General features: G+C 40.9%; 22 protein-coding genes. 17 read left to right on the top strand and 5 right to left on the bottom strand.

The window, feature by feature from the left end:
- The 4 genes from rpsL to rpsJ all read left to right on the top strand — a co-directional run.
- Positions 1 to 366, top strand: a 366-nt coding sequence (gene rpsL / locus WC743_RS27580) for a 30S ribosomal protein S12 (protein ID WP_373016777.1), incomplete at its 5' end; no start/stop codon positions are given.
- Positions 367 to 382: 16 nt separating this feature from the next.
- Entirely contained in the window at positions 383 to 853 is a 471-nt protein-coding gene (rpsG, locus tag WC743_RS27575; protein WP_373016779.1) for a 30S ribosomal protein S7, read from the top strand.
- Positions 854 to 952: 99 nt separating this feature from the next.
- Positions 953 to 3064 (top strand): elongation factor G, encoded by a 2112-nt coding sequence (gene fusA, locus WC743_RS27570; protein WP_373016776.1) that lies wholly within the window; start codon positions 953 to 955, stop codon positions 3062 to 3064.
- 136 nt (positions 3065 to 3200) lie between these two features.
- A complete protein-coding gene (gene rpsJ / locus WC743_RS27565) occupies positions 3201 to 3506 on the top strand; it encodes a 30S ribosomal protein S10 (RefSeq protein WP_022830652.1) in 306 nt (101 codons plus the stop codon).
- 462 nt (positions 3507 to 3968) lie between these two features.
- On the opposite strand, the gene WC743_RS27560 is transcribed toward rpsJ, so the two are convergent.
- From WC743_RS27560 to WC743_RS27545, 4 genes are all read right to left on the bottom strand, one after another.
- A complete protein-coding gene (locus tag WC743_RS27560; protein ID WP_373016775.1) occupies positions 3969 to 4382 on the bottom strand; it encodes a VOC family protein in 414 nt (137 codons plus the stop codon).
- A gap of 89 nt (positions 4383 to 4471) precedes the next feature.
- Entirely contained in the window at positions 4472 to 4837 is a 366-nt protein-coding gene (locus WC743_RS27555; RefSeq protein ID WP_373016774.1) for a glyoxalase superfamily protein, read from the bottom strand.
- A complete protein-coding gene (locus WC743_RS27550) occupies positions 4837 to 5277 on the bottom strand; it encodes a hypothetical protein (protein ID WP_373016773.1) in 441 nt (146 codons plus the stop codon). The genes WC743_RS27555 and WC743_RS27550 overlap by 1 nt, the downstream gene beginning before the upstream one ends.
- A gap of 12 nt (positions 5278 to 5289) precedes the next feature.
- Positions 5290 to 6045 carry a hypothetical protein gene (locus tag WC743_RS27545; protein ID WP_373016772.1) on the bottom strand — a complete coding sequence of 252 codons (756 nt, stop codon included), beginning with the start codon at positions 6043 to 6045 and terminating at the stop codon, positions 5290 to 5292.
- Positions 6046 to 6253: 208 nt separating this feature from the next.
- Here WC743_RS27545 and WC743_RS27540 point away from each other — a divergent pair, with 208 nt between their 5' ends.
- Both WC743_RS27540 and WC743_RS27535 read left to right on the top strand, forming a co-directional pair.
- The gene (locus tag WC743_RS27540) at positions 6254 to 7513 is read left to right on the top strand and encodes an NAD(P)-binding domain-containing protein (RefSeq protein ID WP_373016771.1); all 1260 of its coding nucleotides are present in this window, start codon (positions 6254 to 6256) and stop codon (positions 7511 to 7513) included.
- A gap of 358 nt (positions 7514 to 7871) precedes the next feature.
- A complete protein-coding gene (locus WC743_RS27535; protein ID WP_373016770.1) occupies positions 7872 to 8723 on the top strand; it encodes an ATP-grasp fold amidoligase family protein in 852 nt (283 codons plus the stop codon).
- Positions 8724 to 8917: 194 nt separating this feature from the next.
- On the opposite strand, the gene WC743_RS27530 is transcribed toward WC743_RS27535, so the two are convergent.
- Entirely contained in the window at positions 8918 to 9544 is a 627-nt protein-coding gene (locus WC743_RS27530) for an energy transducer TonB (protein ID WP_373016769.1), read from the bottom strand.
- Between the two features lie 242 nt (positions 9545 to 9786).
- Between WC743_RS27530 and rplC the strand changes: the two genes are divergently transcribed.
- The 11 genes from rplC to WC743_RS27475 form a co-directional block, all read left to right on the top strand.
- On the top strand, positions 9787 to 10404 hold the full coding sequence (gene rplC, locus WC743_RS27525) for a 50S ribosomal protein L3 (RefSeq protein ID WP_373016768.1): 618 nt from the start codon (positions 9787 to 9789) through the stop codon (positions 10402 to 10404).
- Position 10405: 1 nt separating this feature from the next.
- Entirely contained in the window at positions 10406 to 11038 is a 633-nt protein-coding gene (gene rplD / locus WC743_RS27520) for a 50S ribosomal protein L4 (protein ID WP_373016767.1), read from the top strand.
- 2 nt (positions 11039 to 11040) lie between these two features.
- A complete protein-coding gene (gene rplW, locus WC743_RS27515; protein WP_191161769.1) occupies positions 11041 to 11331 on the top strand; it encodes a 50S ribosomal protein L23 in 291 nt (96 codons plus the stop codon).
- Between the two features lie 7 nt (positions 11332 to 11338).
- Positions 11339 to 12166 (top strand): 50S ribosomal protein L2, encoded by an 828-nt coding sequence (gene rplB, locus WC743_RS27510; protein WP_373016766.1) that lies wholly within the window; start codon positions 11339 to 11341, stop codon positions 12164 to 12166.
- Positions 12167 to 12168: 2 nt separating this feature from the next.
- A complete protein-coding gene (gene rpsS, locus WC743_RS27505) occupies positions 12169 to 12435 on the top strand; it encodes a 30S ribosomal protein S19 (protein ID WP_133235756.1) in 267 nt (88 codons plus the stop codon).
- A gap of 3 nt (positions 12436 to 12438) precedes the next feature.
- Positions 12439 to 12867, top strand: a complete 429-nt coding sequence (gene rplV, locus WC743_RS27500) for a 50S ribosomal protein L22 (RefSeq protein ID WP_373016765.1) — start codon at positions 12439 to 12441, stop codon at positions 12865 to 12867.
- 6 nt (positions 12868 to 12873) lie between these two features.
- Positions 12874 to 13764, top strand: a complete 891-nt coding sequence (gene rpsC / locus WC743_RS27495; protein WP_373016764.1) for a 30S ribosomal protein S3 — start codon at positions 12874 to 12876, stop codon at positions 13762 to 13764.
- Positions 13765 to 13819: 55 nt separating this feature from the next.
- Positions 13820 to 14242, top strand: a complete 423-nt coding sequence (rplP, locus tag WC743_RS27490; protein ID WP_121245915.1) for a 50S ribosomal protein L16 — start codon at positions 13820 to 13822, stop codon at positions 14240 to 14242.
- Positions 14243 to 14322: 80 nt separating this feature from the next.
- The gene (rpmC, locus tag WC743_RS27485) at positions 14323 to 14532 is read left to right on the top strand and encodes a 50S ribosomal protein L29 (protein WP_373016763.1); all 210 of its coding nucleotides are present in this window, start codon (positions 14323 to 14325) and stop codon (positions 14530 to 14532) included.
- Between the two features lie 19 nt (positions 14533 to 14551).
- On the top strand, positions 14552 to 14806 hold the full coding sequence (gene rpsQ / locus WC743_RS27480; RefSeq protein WP_129876199.1) for a 30S ribosomal protein S17: 255 nt from the start codon (positions 14552 to 14554) through the stop codon (positions 14804 to 14806).
- 1 nt (position 14807) lies between these two features.
- Positions 14808 to 14908, top strand: a 101-nt coding sequence (locus tag WC743_RS27475; protein WP_373016778.1) for an uL14 family ribosomal protein, incomplete at its 3' end; no start/stop codon positions are given.

Raw genomic sequence — 14908 nt, 5'->3', positions numbered from 1 at the left:
GACAAGAGTAAGTCACCAGCGTTGGACAGCTGTCCACAGCGAAGAGGCGTGTGCACCCGTGTGTACACCACTACCCCTAAAAAACCAAACTCAGCAATGCGTAAAGTTGCACGTGTGCGCCTTACAAATGGTAAAGAAGTTAATGCCTACATCCCTGGTGAAGGCCACAACTTACAGGAACACTCTATTGTACTGATCCGTGGTGGTCGTGTTAAGGATTTACCTGGTGTACGTTACCACATTATCCGTGGTGCGTTAGATACATCTGGTGTAGCCGGACGTAACCAACGCCGTTCTAAATATGGTACCAAACGCCCTAAACCAGGACAGGTAGCAGCGGCTCCAACAAAAGGTAAAAAGAAATAATTAAAGGAGGATAGTAATAATGAGAAAATCAAAACCAAAAAAAAGAATCCTTCTTCCTGATCCAAAATTCAATGATGTTTTGGTAACCAGGTTTGTAAATAACATGATGTTTGACGGTAAAAAATCTACCGCTTATACTATATTCTATAACGCAATTGAAATTGTTGAAAAGAAAACCAGCGAAAACGGATTGGATAGCTGGAAAAAAGCTTTAAACAATGTAATGCCAGCTGTTGAAGTAAAGAGCCGCCGTGTTGGTGGTGCTAACTTCCAGGTACCTACAGAGGTTCGCCCTGAGCGTAAAGTTGCTTTGGGTATGAAATGGTTAATCAGCTATGCCCGTCGTCGTGGTGAAAAAACCATGATGGAGAAATTAGCCGGTGAGATCATATCTGCTGCTAAAGGTGAAGGTGCTGCTGTGAAGAAGAAAGAAGATACGCACAAAATGGCTGAGGCTAACAAAGCGTTCTCTCACTTTAGATTCTAAAAATAATTAGCGATTTAGTGAATTAGTGATTTATTGATTTGGTAACATGTTACTAATTCTAAATTCACTAATTCGCTAATTCAATAAATCAAAACTGAAATGTCAAGAGATCTAAGATATACAAGAAATATAGGTATTGCCGCTCACATTGATGCCGGTAAAACTACTACTACAGAGCGTATATTGTACTACTCGGGTGTTAGCCATAAAATTGGCGAAGTACACGAGGGTGCAGCTACAATGGACTGGATGGCGCAGGAGCAGGAGCGTGGTATTACTATTACCTCGGCTGCTACAACTGTAGACTGGAATTACAGAGGACAAAAATATCATATCAATATTATTGATACCCCGGGTCACGTGGATTTTACCGTTGAGGTAAACCGTTCATTACGTGTACTTGATGGTTTGGTATTCTTATTTTCTGCTGTTGATGGTGTTGAGCCACAATCAGAAACCAACTGGAGACTTGCAAACAACTACAACGTTGCCCGTATAGGTTTCGTTAATAAAATGGACCGTTCAGGTGCCGACTTTTTAAATGTTGTAAAACAGGTGAAAAGCATGTTAGGCAGCAACGCTGTACCTCTACAGTTACCTATAGGTGCCGAAGAGAAATTTACAGGTGTTGTTGATTTAATTAACTGGAGAGGTATTGTTTGGAATGAGCATGATAAAGGTATGACCTTTACTGAAGTGCCTATCCCTGAGGATATGATCGAGGAAGCAACTGAGTGGAGAGAGAAATTACTTGAATCAGTAGCTGATTACGATGAAACTTTGATGGAGAAATTCTTTGAAGCACCAGAATCAATTACCGAACGTGAAATTTTAGATGCATTGCGTAAAGCAGTATTAGATGCTAAAATTGTTCCTATGGTTTGTGGTTCATCTTTCAAAAACAAAGGTGTACAAACCATGCTTGATTATGTGATGGAATTGCTTCCTTCACCTATGGATGTTGAAGGTATCATTGGTACAAACCCTGATACAGGCGAAGAAATTTTACGTAAACCATCAGAAAAAGAGCCGTTTGCCGCTTTGGCGTTTAAAATTGCAACCGATCCTTTCGTAGGTCGTTTATGCTTTATCCGCGTATACTCTGGTAATTTAGAGGCTGGTTCTTACGTACACAATATGCGTTCAGATAACAAAGAGCGTATTTCCCGTATATTCCAAATGCATGCTAACAAGCAAAACCCTATCCCTAATGTAGGTGCAGGTGATATTGCTGCGGTAGTAGGCTTTAAGGATATCAAAACAGGTGATACACTTTGTGATGAGAAACACCCTATCATCCTTGAGTCAATGAATTTCCCTGAGCCGGTTATCGGTTTAGCTATTGAGCCTAAAACACAGGCAGACGTAGATAAATTAGGTATGGCTTTAGGTAAATTAGCAGAAGAGGATCCAACATTCCACGTAAAATCTGACGAAGAAACCGGCCAAACTGTAATTTCAGGTATGGGCGAGCTTCACTTAGATATTATCATGGACCGCTTAAAACGTGAGTTTAAAGTAGAGGTTAACCAGGGTGCTCCGCAAGTAGCTTACAAAGAATCTATCACAGGTACTATACAACACCGCGAAACATACAAGAAACAAACCGGTGGCCGTGGTAAATTTGCCGATATACAGGTTATACTTTCACCAAACGACGAAGGTAAAGAAGGTTTACAATTTGTTAACGAAATTAGCGGTGGTTCAATCCCTCGTGAGTTTATCCCATCTGTTGAAAAAGGCTTTGCAGCTTCAATGGCAAATGGTGTGTTGGCAGGTTACCCTTTAACAAGCTTAAAAGTTCGTTTAATTGATGGTTCATTCCACGCGGTCGATTCAGATGCGTTATCTTTTGAGATAGCTGCAAAATCTGCATACCGTGAGGCATTGCCAAAATGTAAACCAGTATTGCTTGAGCCGATCATGAAAATTGAGATCCTTACCCCTGAAGAAAACATGGGTGATGTTATCGGTGACATGAACCGTCGCCGTGGCCAGCTGTTAGGTATGGATTCACGTGCAGGTGCACAGGTAATTAAAGCTACTGTACCACTTTCAGAAATGTTTGGTTATGTAACCCAGTTACGTACCATCACATCTGGCCGTGCTACTTCAACCATGGAGTTTGATCACTATGCTGAAGCGCCACGTAACGTACAGGAAGAAGTAGTTGCTAAAGCAAGAGGCAAAAAAGCTGCTGCAAACGCATAAGTAATTAGTGAATGAGTGAGTTAGCGAATGAGTGAGTATTAAATTCACTAAATCGCTCATTCACTAACTCACTCAATAAATAAACAACCGGTTACGCTAACAAATAGCTCTTAGCGCAACTATAAAAACAAACAAAATGAGCCAAAGGATCAGAATCAAATTAAAATCTTACGATTACAACCTGGTAGATAAATCTGCTGAGAAAATCGTAAAGACAGTAAAACCTACGGGTGCTGTAGTTAGCGGACCACTTCCGTTACCAACCGAAAAGAAAATTTTCACTGTTTTACGTTCACCACACGTTAACAAAAAAGCACGTGAGCAATTCCAATTATGCTCTTACAAGCGTTTATTGGATATCTACAGCTCTAATTCAAAAACTGTAGATGCTTTAATGAAGCTTGAATTGCCAAGCGGTGTTGAAGTAGAGATCAAAGTATAACTGTACCGGAAGATCTATAATAAAAAAGCCATTCTTGAAAAAGAATGGCTTTTTTAGTTTCTGTATTAAGTGCGTCTTTGCGAGTTTTAAAATCCGATGGATTCTGAAGGGAGAAATGACATTTGCTGGGGTCATGCTGAGCTTGTCGAAGGACGTGCGCAAAGGCCCGCCCGCGATGCTTCGACAAGCTCAGCATGACCCAACTAAACTAAATATGTCATTGCGAGGCTTACGCGGAGGTCGTGTAGTGGAAAGCCGTGGCAATCTCGTAGCGGGACAAGCGAATATGCATTGGCTACGAGATTGCCACGTCGCTACGCTCCTCGCAATGACACGGTTATATACACATTAGGTTAAATTAAATGTCATAGGTAGGTACGAAGCAATCTCCAACATGCTTGTAGTCGACTTTTCTATCGGGGATTGCATCGTACCTTGCACCAATAACGCGTTTGTTAATTTTTATGCCTGATGCTCCGGCATGCCATTAGGGTCCATCCATATAATTTCCCAGTGATGGCCGTCAAGGTCTTCGTAGCTGTGCTGGTACATAAAGCCGTAATCTGTAGGCGGGTTAGGGATGGTGGCGCCGGCTGCTTCAGCTTTCGCTACTAACTCATTAACGGCATCTTTACTATCGGCAGATAAGCCGATAGAGCACTCTACCGCTTTGTGGGCATCTACAATTTCTTTTTTAGTAAAAGTCTGAAAAAAAGCTTCTGTCAGCAGCATTACGTAAATGGTATCGCTGATGATCATGCAGGTTGCTTTCTCGTCGGTAAATTGCGGGTTAAAAGTATATCCCAGCTTAGTGAAAAATTCAACCGACTTGTTGAGGTCTTTGACAGGAAGGTTTAAAAAGATTTGAGTTGCCATAATATTTAGTTTTTTTGTAAAGATACTGGGGCGTATTAACAACTTTGATGTGTAAATACGACAAGTTAAGGGGGCGTTTACGACTAATATTAACCAATCACTTCGGCAAAGGTAAGCCTGTTGCCAAAAGGGTCATTAACGGTAACTTCAATAGCGTTTTTATTCCATTCGGGCACTTTCAGTCCCGGGCGGTTGTATTTATACTTTTTGCTGATGAGCTGCTCGTGGTATGCTTTTAATCCGGTAAAGTTTTCAATGCGGATGTGGGCGCCGGGGCTGGCATCGCCATGGTGTTCAGAAAGGTGCAGCTGTACATCTTGTAAAGATATTTGCAGGTATAACGGCACGTTACCGGGGTTGTGTTCCCAGTCTATCTTGAAACCCAGCCAATCCAGGTAAAATTCAACAGCCTTATCGTAATCAAATATCCTGAGTATAGGTTTTATAATTACCATCAGTATTCTTCTTTAGATGTAAGAAAATCTTGCCAAACACCTTCCAGTTCATCAGCCAGTTGCGGCCTTATAGAAATGCCCGATGCTTGTGGCGCCCAGGTCTGTTCTGCAAGGTTGCCTGTTTTTAAAATATCAAATGTAAGTATAGGTTCTTTATCAGGGTTCAGCAAAATATCAAAAGAAATGTCTATTCTGTAATAGTGCCTGCCTTTACGAAATGCTACATAAGGTTCTGATGAAACAAATCCGGAAGCAAAAATACCTTTTGGCTCCAATCCAAGCCGCACAATGTACGCCCTGTCGCCCGGTTTTATGGTTTTATGGCTTGCAACACTCCAGTTATCTACTAGTTCGCCGGTTGCTTTAAGTCTTTTTATATCGCCGTCAATATTTTCCCACTTAAATTTAATTGGGTTCCATCCAAAAAGAAAAGCTTTCATTGTTGGCAGAGGTTACCCGTTCCCCAACAGCTCATCCAGCTTATTGCGTTCTGTTTGCAGCTCGCGGGCAAGTTTCTTTTCCTTTTCGTTAGCTTTGGTTTTATAGGTTTTGTATTCTTCCTCTAACTCCTCATATAGCTTAATGCGATACTTTGCTTCACGGCTATGGCTACCAGATCTGGCAATTACAATGGCCGCTATTGCGCCAAAGCCAATAACCAATCCCCACATAATTAAATTATAAGTGGCCTTGGTAAAAGGTATTCCTAACAAGGTTATCTCATCAACTTTTGCTTTTGATTCGGTAAGTATTTGGTCTTTAGTTGTTGCAGCGGCTTTTAAAGTGTCAATAGTTTTTGCTTGCACACTAAGTGTAGCCCGGGCCTCTTTTAATTGGCGGCGGTTTGCATTTAATGTATCGGAGTAGTTTTTGAATAAAGCCGTAACCAATGGTTGCTGGTAATTATAAATTTTGGTGAGCAGGTACTTATACTGCCCCCGCAGGCTTTTATCAACAGGTGCTGCATGTGTTGTATCTGCCGGTTTTTGCTGTACCGGAGTGGTGGCAGGCGGTGTGGTAGCAACAACTGGAGCGGGGGTAACAGTGGCAGACGCCTTTTTGAAATAATATTTTTTAGTATATGGGTTGTATACTACTGCCTTTGCTATCGACTTTGCTTTTTTGTTATTATCCTGTGCATAGCCATACCCGGTATTGCTTAAAGCAAGCAATATCAAAATAAGGGCTTGCAGTTTAAAAAGCTTCATTATCATAATGTATCTATATAAAAACCTGCTAAGGGTTAATTAATACTTAAACGTAACAATATTATTTAAAGTTTGTAAATAAATGTGCTTTTAAATACAAACTTCACTATAATCTTTACGAAATGCCTTTTTTTGCAGGTACGTTAACCATATATAATTGTATGTAATTAACAAAAGCATATATATTAGGCTTTTTATTTTAAAGATAATGCGGATAGGATTAATTGGGTTAGGGGATATGGGACGTTTGTACGCCAAAACATTTGCAAAGGCCGGTTACACGGTGTGCGGTTGCGACTTGCCCGCTAACCGCGACAGGCTGCACCAGGAGCTTGATCAGTTTGGGATAAGCCTGATGGATGACGGAAAAGATGTAGCACGTGTAAGTGACCTTATTATTTATTCTGTTGAAGCTGATAAATTGGAGCAGGTGGTGGCATTATATGGGCCGGCAACTAAGTACGGCGCAATAGTAGCAGGGCAAACTTCTGTTAAACACCCCGAGATAACCATATTTGAAAAATACCTGCCCGCCGATGCGCAGATCATTACCTTTCATGCTATGCATGGCCCGGGTTTTGAGCCTAAAGGGCAAAAACTGATACTTATCCCTCACCGTTGTGATAAAGATGCCTACACGCGTATGTTTGAGCTGTTCACCTCCATTGAGACCGATATTGTTGAGATTACCGATTACCACGAGCACGATAAAATAGTAGCCGATACCCAGGCAGTAACACATGTTGGTTTTGAGAGCATGGGCACCGCCTGGAAGTCCGCCGGATTCTTCCCCTGGGAAAACGCGTCTTATATAGGCGGTATTGATAATGTAAAGATCCTTACCACTTTGCGTATATTTAGTTATAAAGCCCACGTATATGCCGGTTTAGCCATATTAAATCCTTATGCCCGCCAGCAGGTAAAGCAGTACGCTACATCAGAATCAGAATTGTTTAAGCTGATGATCAAAGAGGAAGAAAGCGACTTCAGAAAACGGTTATATAAGGCCCGCGATTTTGTTTTTCATGAAAGCCGGAAACCTATTATGCTGAATGATACCGTAATGCGGGAATTTTCGTTATCGCAAAAGCCCGAACTGCAAAAACCAAATTCGCACCTGAGTATATTAAGTATGGTTGATGCCTGGTATCACTTAGGCGTAAATCCTTATGATAATCTTATTTGTCAAACCCCGCCATTCCGCCTGCGCCTGGGTATAGCCGAGTATTTGTTTAAGAACGAAGATCTGTTAGAAGAATCAATTGAAACGGCGCTGTACGATAAAACCATACGTGGCGACGATCTGGAGTTCCACTCCGCGGTTAGGGAATGGTCGGCTATTATTGGTTATGGCGATATGGAAGGTTACAAAAAGCACTTTAATGAGGTACAGGCTTTTTTTAGAGGAAGACTGGAAGAAGGCAACAGGCAAAGCGCCGAATTAATACGAAGACTGATGATGGAATAATTCATCTCAAGGTTTATTTTGCCGGTGCCATTTATTGCAGATAAAAGGATATTAGTACAAATTTTAAAACTTACCTCTTAGTTATTTCATGTTTGGCTCACAAGTCGTTGATACTTAGTGAGCAAATTTGCACAAAGAATGAGCAATTTGGGACACTTTTTGCTTTTTTTAGCTGATTTACATTTTTGTATTTTAACTTTAAATTATAATATAAAATTCCAGTCCCCCCAGTTGTCAGGTTATATTATAAGAAATGATATTGCAATGTGATTTTGTGAGGATATCTCTTTGCAAGAATTATTACTCATTACAATTAACCAATTTTTGAATACCAGTTAACCCTCATCATTAATATAGTATGTTAGCATTTATTGGCTTTTTAAAAATTCCAGACGACATTAGTGCAAGAATTAGAACCAGGCACAAAAAATTCTGGTCAGATCCTGATGCCGAAAAAGTAAGGAATACTTTCCTGACAAAGGATGACCCTCTGGAAAAATGGAAAAATGTTGAAAATTGGCAACGAAGGTTAAGTAACAAACTTAATTCAAGGAATTTTGCCTTAGCGCATAACTGCAGGGTGCCTCAGTTATACTGGAGCGGGAGGAATATCAAAGACATTAACTTTGATGCCTTTCCCGAAAATTATGTTATCCGGCCCACTATTGGTCATTCATCACAACTTGTGTTTTTGATGAAGAAAAACTATAACCTGTTTGAATGTAAAACGTATTCAACAGATGAATTAAAAGCTGTTTTACAGCAAGCTGTAAACAAAAATGAGAACCTTCATTTTTTAGTTGAAGAGTTTTTGAAGAATGAACAAGGGAAGCAAAAAATTCTTAAAGATTACAAGTTCCTTTGTTTTAACGGAGAAATTGCGTGCATAAATGTAGTTGATAGATTTAGCCCTACCAGCGGTACCTGTACTTACTATAATGAAAAATGGGAGGAATTGCAATCAGTTAATAAAATTTATCCTTCGGGTTCATATAGCCTGCCTCCAAAGTGTTTAAATGAAATGCTGGCACAAGCAAAATATTTAAGTAGATCTTATGAGATTTTTGTGCGGATTGATTTTTATGCTACAGATAAAGGCGCTGTATTTGGCGAATTTACACCAACCCCGGGAATGGGGGCAGGCTTTACAAATTTTGGGAAAAAATTAATGATCAATTACTGGAATAAATACTGCAGGGGTATGATTTAAGATATCAGGCCAGGCCGGTAGAGTAATCCTTCGTAAATAAAGGTTTGTTAATGCCCGGGCCATAGGTATTGCTCAAATTCTGAAAGGTTGAGGCTTATTTCATAATAAACTAGTCAGTTATTAAATCCTTTAAATCATAACCGCTCATCTGAAATGGCCGGTTGATGGGGTGGCCGATGGCAGGGTAAGTAGCCTTACCCCTTCATTTTTACTACGTAGATCTCTTTTTTATCGGGCATAATAAATTTCGAGTCGTTATCTGCATTGTAAAAGGGCTCGGCAATTTCAACCCGGTCTGACAGGAATGATTTACCTAATATATTTTGCGCTTCATCTATAGTATAAAGCGCCCCCTGTATTTTAAATACAAACCCGTAGTTTGACGCTCTTAGATCACTAAGTTTAACTTTGCCGTTACCAATAGAAAAACTGATGGGAACTCTGTATTGTACGCGTACCGGTTTGCCATTCTGAATACCGGGTTGCCAGGTTTTTAATGATTGCAATACTTTTACCGCTTCCGATTCGCAACCCGCACCAATACAATTAGTAGGCGTAACCTCTACCACTTTTCCGTCGCGGTCAATTACAAACGTTAAAACTATCCGGCCATTAACCCCAATTAGGCGGGCTACATCCGGATATTTTAAGTTTTCGGCGATATGTTTGTTAAAAGCAAGTGGGCCGCCCGGGTACTCCGGTGGATGTTCGATAGCTGTAAAAACCTTATTTGATTTACCGGTATCAATGTGTAAGGTACTACCCGCGTAGGTAATGCCAGTGAGTAAAATTAGCAGTAAGGAGAAGGTAAGGCGTTTCATGATGTAAAGATATTAAATAGAGGTGTTTGGGCAATGTAGATGTATGTGATTTTTAGATATTTCCATGAGAGCAGGCACCTGTTTAAACAAGTATTTTCCTTTACCGAATATTTATTTAAAAATAACTTGCTAACTATTTGACAATTAATCTAAAATTTCTATCTTTGCCGTCCCTTAAGGGGGAAATAATATGCCTTGAACGAAGCCCTACTGCTTCGATGGGCACAAATAAAATAAAGAAAATGTCAGGAATAATTGGTAAAAAAGTAGGAATGACCAGCATTTTCGATGAGGCAGGGAAAAATATCCCTTGTACTGTAATCGAAGCTGGCCCTTGCGTAGTAACTCAGATCAGGTCTGTTGAAACAGACGGATACGCTGCTGTTCAGTTAGCGTATGGCGAGAAGAAGGAAAAAAACACCTCTGGTCCGTTAAAAGGCCATTTCCAAAAAGCCGGTACTACTCCAAAACGTAAATTAGTTGAATTTAAAACTTTCGAAGACGAAAAAAGCTTAGGTGACACCGTTACCGTTGAGATTTTCGCCGCCGGAGATTACGTTGATGTTGTAGGTACTTCAAAAGGTAAAGGATTTCAAGGTGTTGTAAAGCGTCACGGTTTTAGTGGTGTGGGTATGCAAACTCACGGTCAGCACAATCGTTTACGTGCTCCAGGTTCACTGGGTGCATCATCATGGCCTTCACGTGTATTTAAAGGTATGCGTATGGCGGGTCAAATGGGTAATGTTCGTGTTAAAGTACAAAACTTACAAGTAGTTAAAGTATTTGCTGAACAAAACCTGATTGTAGTTAAAGGTTCTATTCCCGGAGCTAAGGGTTCATTCGTAATAGTGGATAAATAAGATGGAAATCAACGTATTAAATCTATCAGGTAAAGAAACAGGTGCCAAGGTGCAGCTTCCTGAGTCCGTATTCGGTGTAGAGCCTAATGATCATGCAATTTACTTAGATGTAAAGCAGTTCTTGGCTAACCAGCGCCAGGGTACGCACAAATCAAAACAACGTAATGAAATTGCAGGTTCAACCCGCAAATTACATAAACAAAAAGGTACAGGCGGCGCCCGTGCAGGTAGCATCAAATCTCCATTGTTTAATGGTGGTGGCCGTGTGTTTGGCCCGCAGCCGCGCGATTATAGCTTTAAGTTGAACAAAAAACTTAAATCACTGGCACGTGTATCAGCTTTATCATACAAAGCAAAGGATAACAATATATTGGTTCTTGAAGATTTCAGCTTTGATACTATCAAAACCAAAACATATATCCAAATGGAGGCTGACCTGAATGTTACTAATGATAAAACATTATTAGTATTAGCAGGCGCTGAAAACAACAATGTGTATTTATCAAGCAGGAACCTGAAAAAAACTAAGGTTATTATGGTTGAGCAGCTAAACACTTATGATGTGTTAAACGCTGGTAAACTAATTTTAACTACAGGCGCTGTTAAAACTTTGGAGGAAGCATTAGCTAAGTAATTATGGAAATTTTAAAGAAACCCTTACTTACTGAAAAGGTAACTCAATTAACTGAGAAGCTTAACCGTTATGCTTTCAAAGTTGATCACAGAGCTAACAAAATTCAGATAAAAGGCGCTATTGAGGCTATGTACGGTGTTAACATTACAGCAGTTAATACAATGAAATACATGGGCAAACTTAAAAGCCGCAACACAAAAGCAGGTGCAGTTACAGGACGCGCTGCTGCTTACAAGAAGGCCATCGTTACGCTGAAAGATGGTGAAACAATAGATTTTTACAGCAATATATAATTAAGACATGGCAGTAAAGAGATTTAAACCGGTTACACCGGGTACCCGCTTCAGGATTGATGTATCCAACTCGGATATTACAACAAACGTTCCTGAAAAGTCGTTGGTTGTATCGGCCAACACAAGATCAGGCGGTCGTAACCACAGCGGTAAAATGACTATGCGCTACCTGGGTGGTGGCCATAAACAAGCATACAGGTTGATTGATTTCAAACGTAATAAATTTGACATCCCGGCAAAAGTTGCAACTATTGAGTATGATCCAAACAGATCTGCACGTATAGCCCTGTTACATTTTGTTGATGGTGAAAAAAGATATATGATAGCTCCGGAAGGCTTAACAGTTGGAACGGTAGTTGTATCTGGCGAAGGTGCCGCACCAGAGGTTGGTAATACCATGCCTTTGAAAAACATCCCGTTGGGTTCTATCATTCACAATATTGAGTTAAACCCGGGCCAGGGTGGTATTATTGCCCGCAGTGCCGGTACTTATGCTCAGTTATCAGCACGCGATGGTAAATATGCCATCATCAAATTGCCTTCAGGCGAAACACGTATGATACTGTCAACTTGTTTGGCAACTATTGGTACCGTTTCAAATGGTGAAAAAGCAAACGCGGTGTTGGGTAAAGCCGGCCGCAAGCGCTGGTTAGGTCGCCGTCCGAGAGTACGTGGTGTAGCCATGAACCCGGTAGATCACCCTATGGGTGGTGGTGAGGGTAGAGCCTCAGGTGGTCATCCACGTTCACGTAAAGGTTTATTAGCTAAAGGCTACAAAACTCGTGACAAGAAAAAAGGGTCTGATCGTTATATCATTGAAAGAAGGAAGAAATAATAATGGCACGTTCAATTAAAAAAGGACCTTATATTGATCATAACCTGGAAAGAAAAGTTCTGACCTTGAATGATTCAAGTAAAAAATCAGTTGTTAAAACATGGTCGCGCCGTAGCATGATCTCTCCTGATTTCGTTGGTCATACATTCGCAGTACACAACGGTAACAAGTTTATCCCGGTGTATGTAACAGAAAACATGGTTGGTCACAAGTTGGGAGAATTTGCACCAACCCGCACATTCCGCGGTCACGCAGAAAAGAAAAAATAAGGCATGGAAGCAACAACTAAAATCAAAAAGTCTGTATTGATCAGGCAACAAAAAGAAGCTGCAAAAGCCCTTGTAGGCGGCGCTTCGGTTGCTAAACTACAGAACTGTCCAACTTCACCCCGCAAAATGCGTTTGGTGGTTGACCTGATCCGCGGTGAAAACGTTGAGAAAGCGTTATACATCTTAAAGTTTACTAATAAAGAAGCGGCAATACGTGTAGAGAAACTTTTGTTATCAGCCATTAAAAACTGGGAATCAAAAAATGAAGGCAAACGTGTTGAAGATAGCGGCCTGTTTGTAAAAGAGATATCAGTTGGCGGTGGTCGTCAGTTAAAAAGATTACGCCCTGCACCGCAAGGTAGAGGTTTCCGTATCCGTAAACGCTCCAACCATGTAACACTGATTGTGGATAGTAAAAACGATAACAACTAATTTGAAATGGGACAAAAAGCACATCCAATAGGTAACAGGTTAGGGATCATCCGTGGTTGGGATTCTAATTGGTTCGGTGGAAATAACTACTCCGACAAATTAGTTGAAGACGAAAAGATCCGCAAATACTTATCAGCACGTATAAACAAAGGTGGTGTATCTAAAGTAGTTATAGAACGTACTTTAAAACGCATCACTGTTACTATCCACACTGCCCGTCCGGGTATTGTGATTGGTAAAGGCGGAGCCGAGGTTGATAAGATCAAGGAAGAGTTAAAGAAATTAACTAAAAAAGATGTTCAGATCAACATCTTCGAAATAAAACGCCCTGAGCTTGATGCCCAGTTAGTTGCCGAAGGTATTGCTAAACAACTTGAAGCACGTATCTCTTTCCGTCGTGCCATGAAAACTACAATTGCTTCAACCATGAGAATGGGTGCTGAAGGGATTAAAGTAATGACATCAGGCCGTTTAGGTGGCGCTGAGATGGCACGTACCGAGCAATATAAAGAAGGAAGAATTCCTTTGCACACTTTCCGTGCCGATATTGACTATGCTTTGGCAGAAGCCTTAACTACTTATGGTAAAATAGGTGTTAAAGTATGGATCTGTAAAGGTGAAGTTTACGGCAAACGCGATTTATCTCCAAACATTGGTGGTACAAGCAGCGCAAGCGGTAAAGGCGGACGCCCTGAAGGCGCAGCAGGTTTCGGTGGCCGTGATAATGCACGTGGCGGCGAAAGAGGCGGCGAACGCAGAGGCGATCGTAAACCAGGTGGCAATGACCGCAGAGGCGGTGGTGCACCAGGTGGCCAAGGTAACCGCCCAGGTGGGCAAGGTAACCGTCCGGGAGGACAGGGTGGTGGTAACCGTCCAGGTGGCCCGGGAAGAAGATAATATTAATATAAAGTAGAAAAGACATATCTGTAAAAGGATATAAAAGCTTAATAAAATGCTACAGCCAAAAAGAACGAAGTTCAGAAAGATGCAAAAAGGCAGGATGAAAGGGTTAGCCAGTCGTGGCACCGAGCTTTCATTCGGATCTTTCGGTATAAAATCACTCGAAGCAGCCTGGATAACCAGCCGCCAGATCGAGGCTGCACGTATTGCTGTAACACGTTTCATGAAACGTGAAGGCCAGGTGTGGATCAGGATATTTCCTGACAAGCCTGTAACCAAAAAACCTGCAGAGGTACGTATGGGTAAAGGTAAAGGTGCTCCCGAATATTGGGTTGCAGTTGTACGCCCGGGCAGAATGATATTTGAAGCAGAAGGTGTGCCTTTAGAGGTTGCCAAAGAAGCTTTACGCCTGGCAGCACAGAAATTGCCAGTGCAAACAAGATTTGTAACACGTAGGGATTACGTAGAAGCATAAATTAAGTTAGCGGTTTTAAGTTCTCTTTATCAGTTAGATATTTGAGCTTGGAACTAAAACTCAAATAACTAATAAAGAAAATGAAGAACTCAGAAATTTTAGAGCTTTCAACCGAAGAATTGGCAGCAAGACTGGGCGAGGAAAAAACAACTCTTACTAAACTGAAATTCGCTCACGCGGTTTCGGCTATTGAGAACCCAACACGCATTACAAAAGTGCGCAAGGATATTGCTCGTTTAAATACTGAATTAACAAAGCGCAAGGCGGCGTCAGCTTCTGAACAGAATTAATTTTAAGCGTCGGAAAACAATGGAAAGAAATTTAAGAAAAACACGTACCGGCCTGGTAGTAAGCAATAAGATGGAAAAATCTATTGTGGTTGCTGTAGAGCGGAAGGTGAAACACCCCATCTATGGTAAGTTTGTTAAGAAAACTACCAAATTTATGGCTCATGACGAAGCAAACACTTGTGGTGTTGGCGATACCGTATTGATTATGGAAACCCGTCCTTTGAGCAAAAACAAAAACTGGAGATTAGTTCAAATTTTAGAGAGGGCTAAATAACATGGTACAACAGGAATCAAGATTAAATGTAGCTGATAACAGCGGTGCTAAAGAAGTTTTAGTAATACGCGTATTAGGTGGTACCGGTAAAAGATATGCCTC

It is taken from the genome of Mucilaginibacter sp. (assembly GCF_041660805.1).
Classification (GTDB): domain Bacteria; phylum Bacteroidota; class Bacteroidia; order Sphingobacteriales; family Sphingobacteriaceae; genus Mucilaginibacter.
This window is presented reverse-complemented; position numbering and strand designations above follow the sequence as displayed.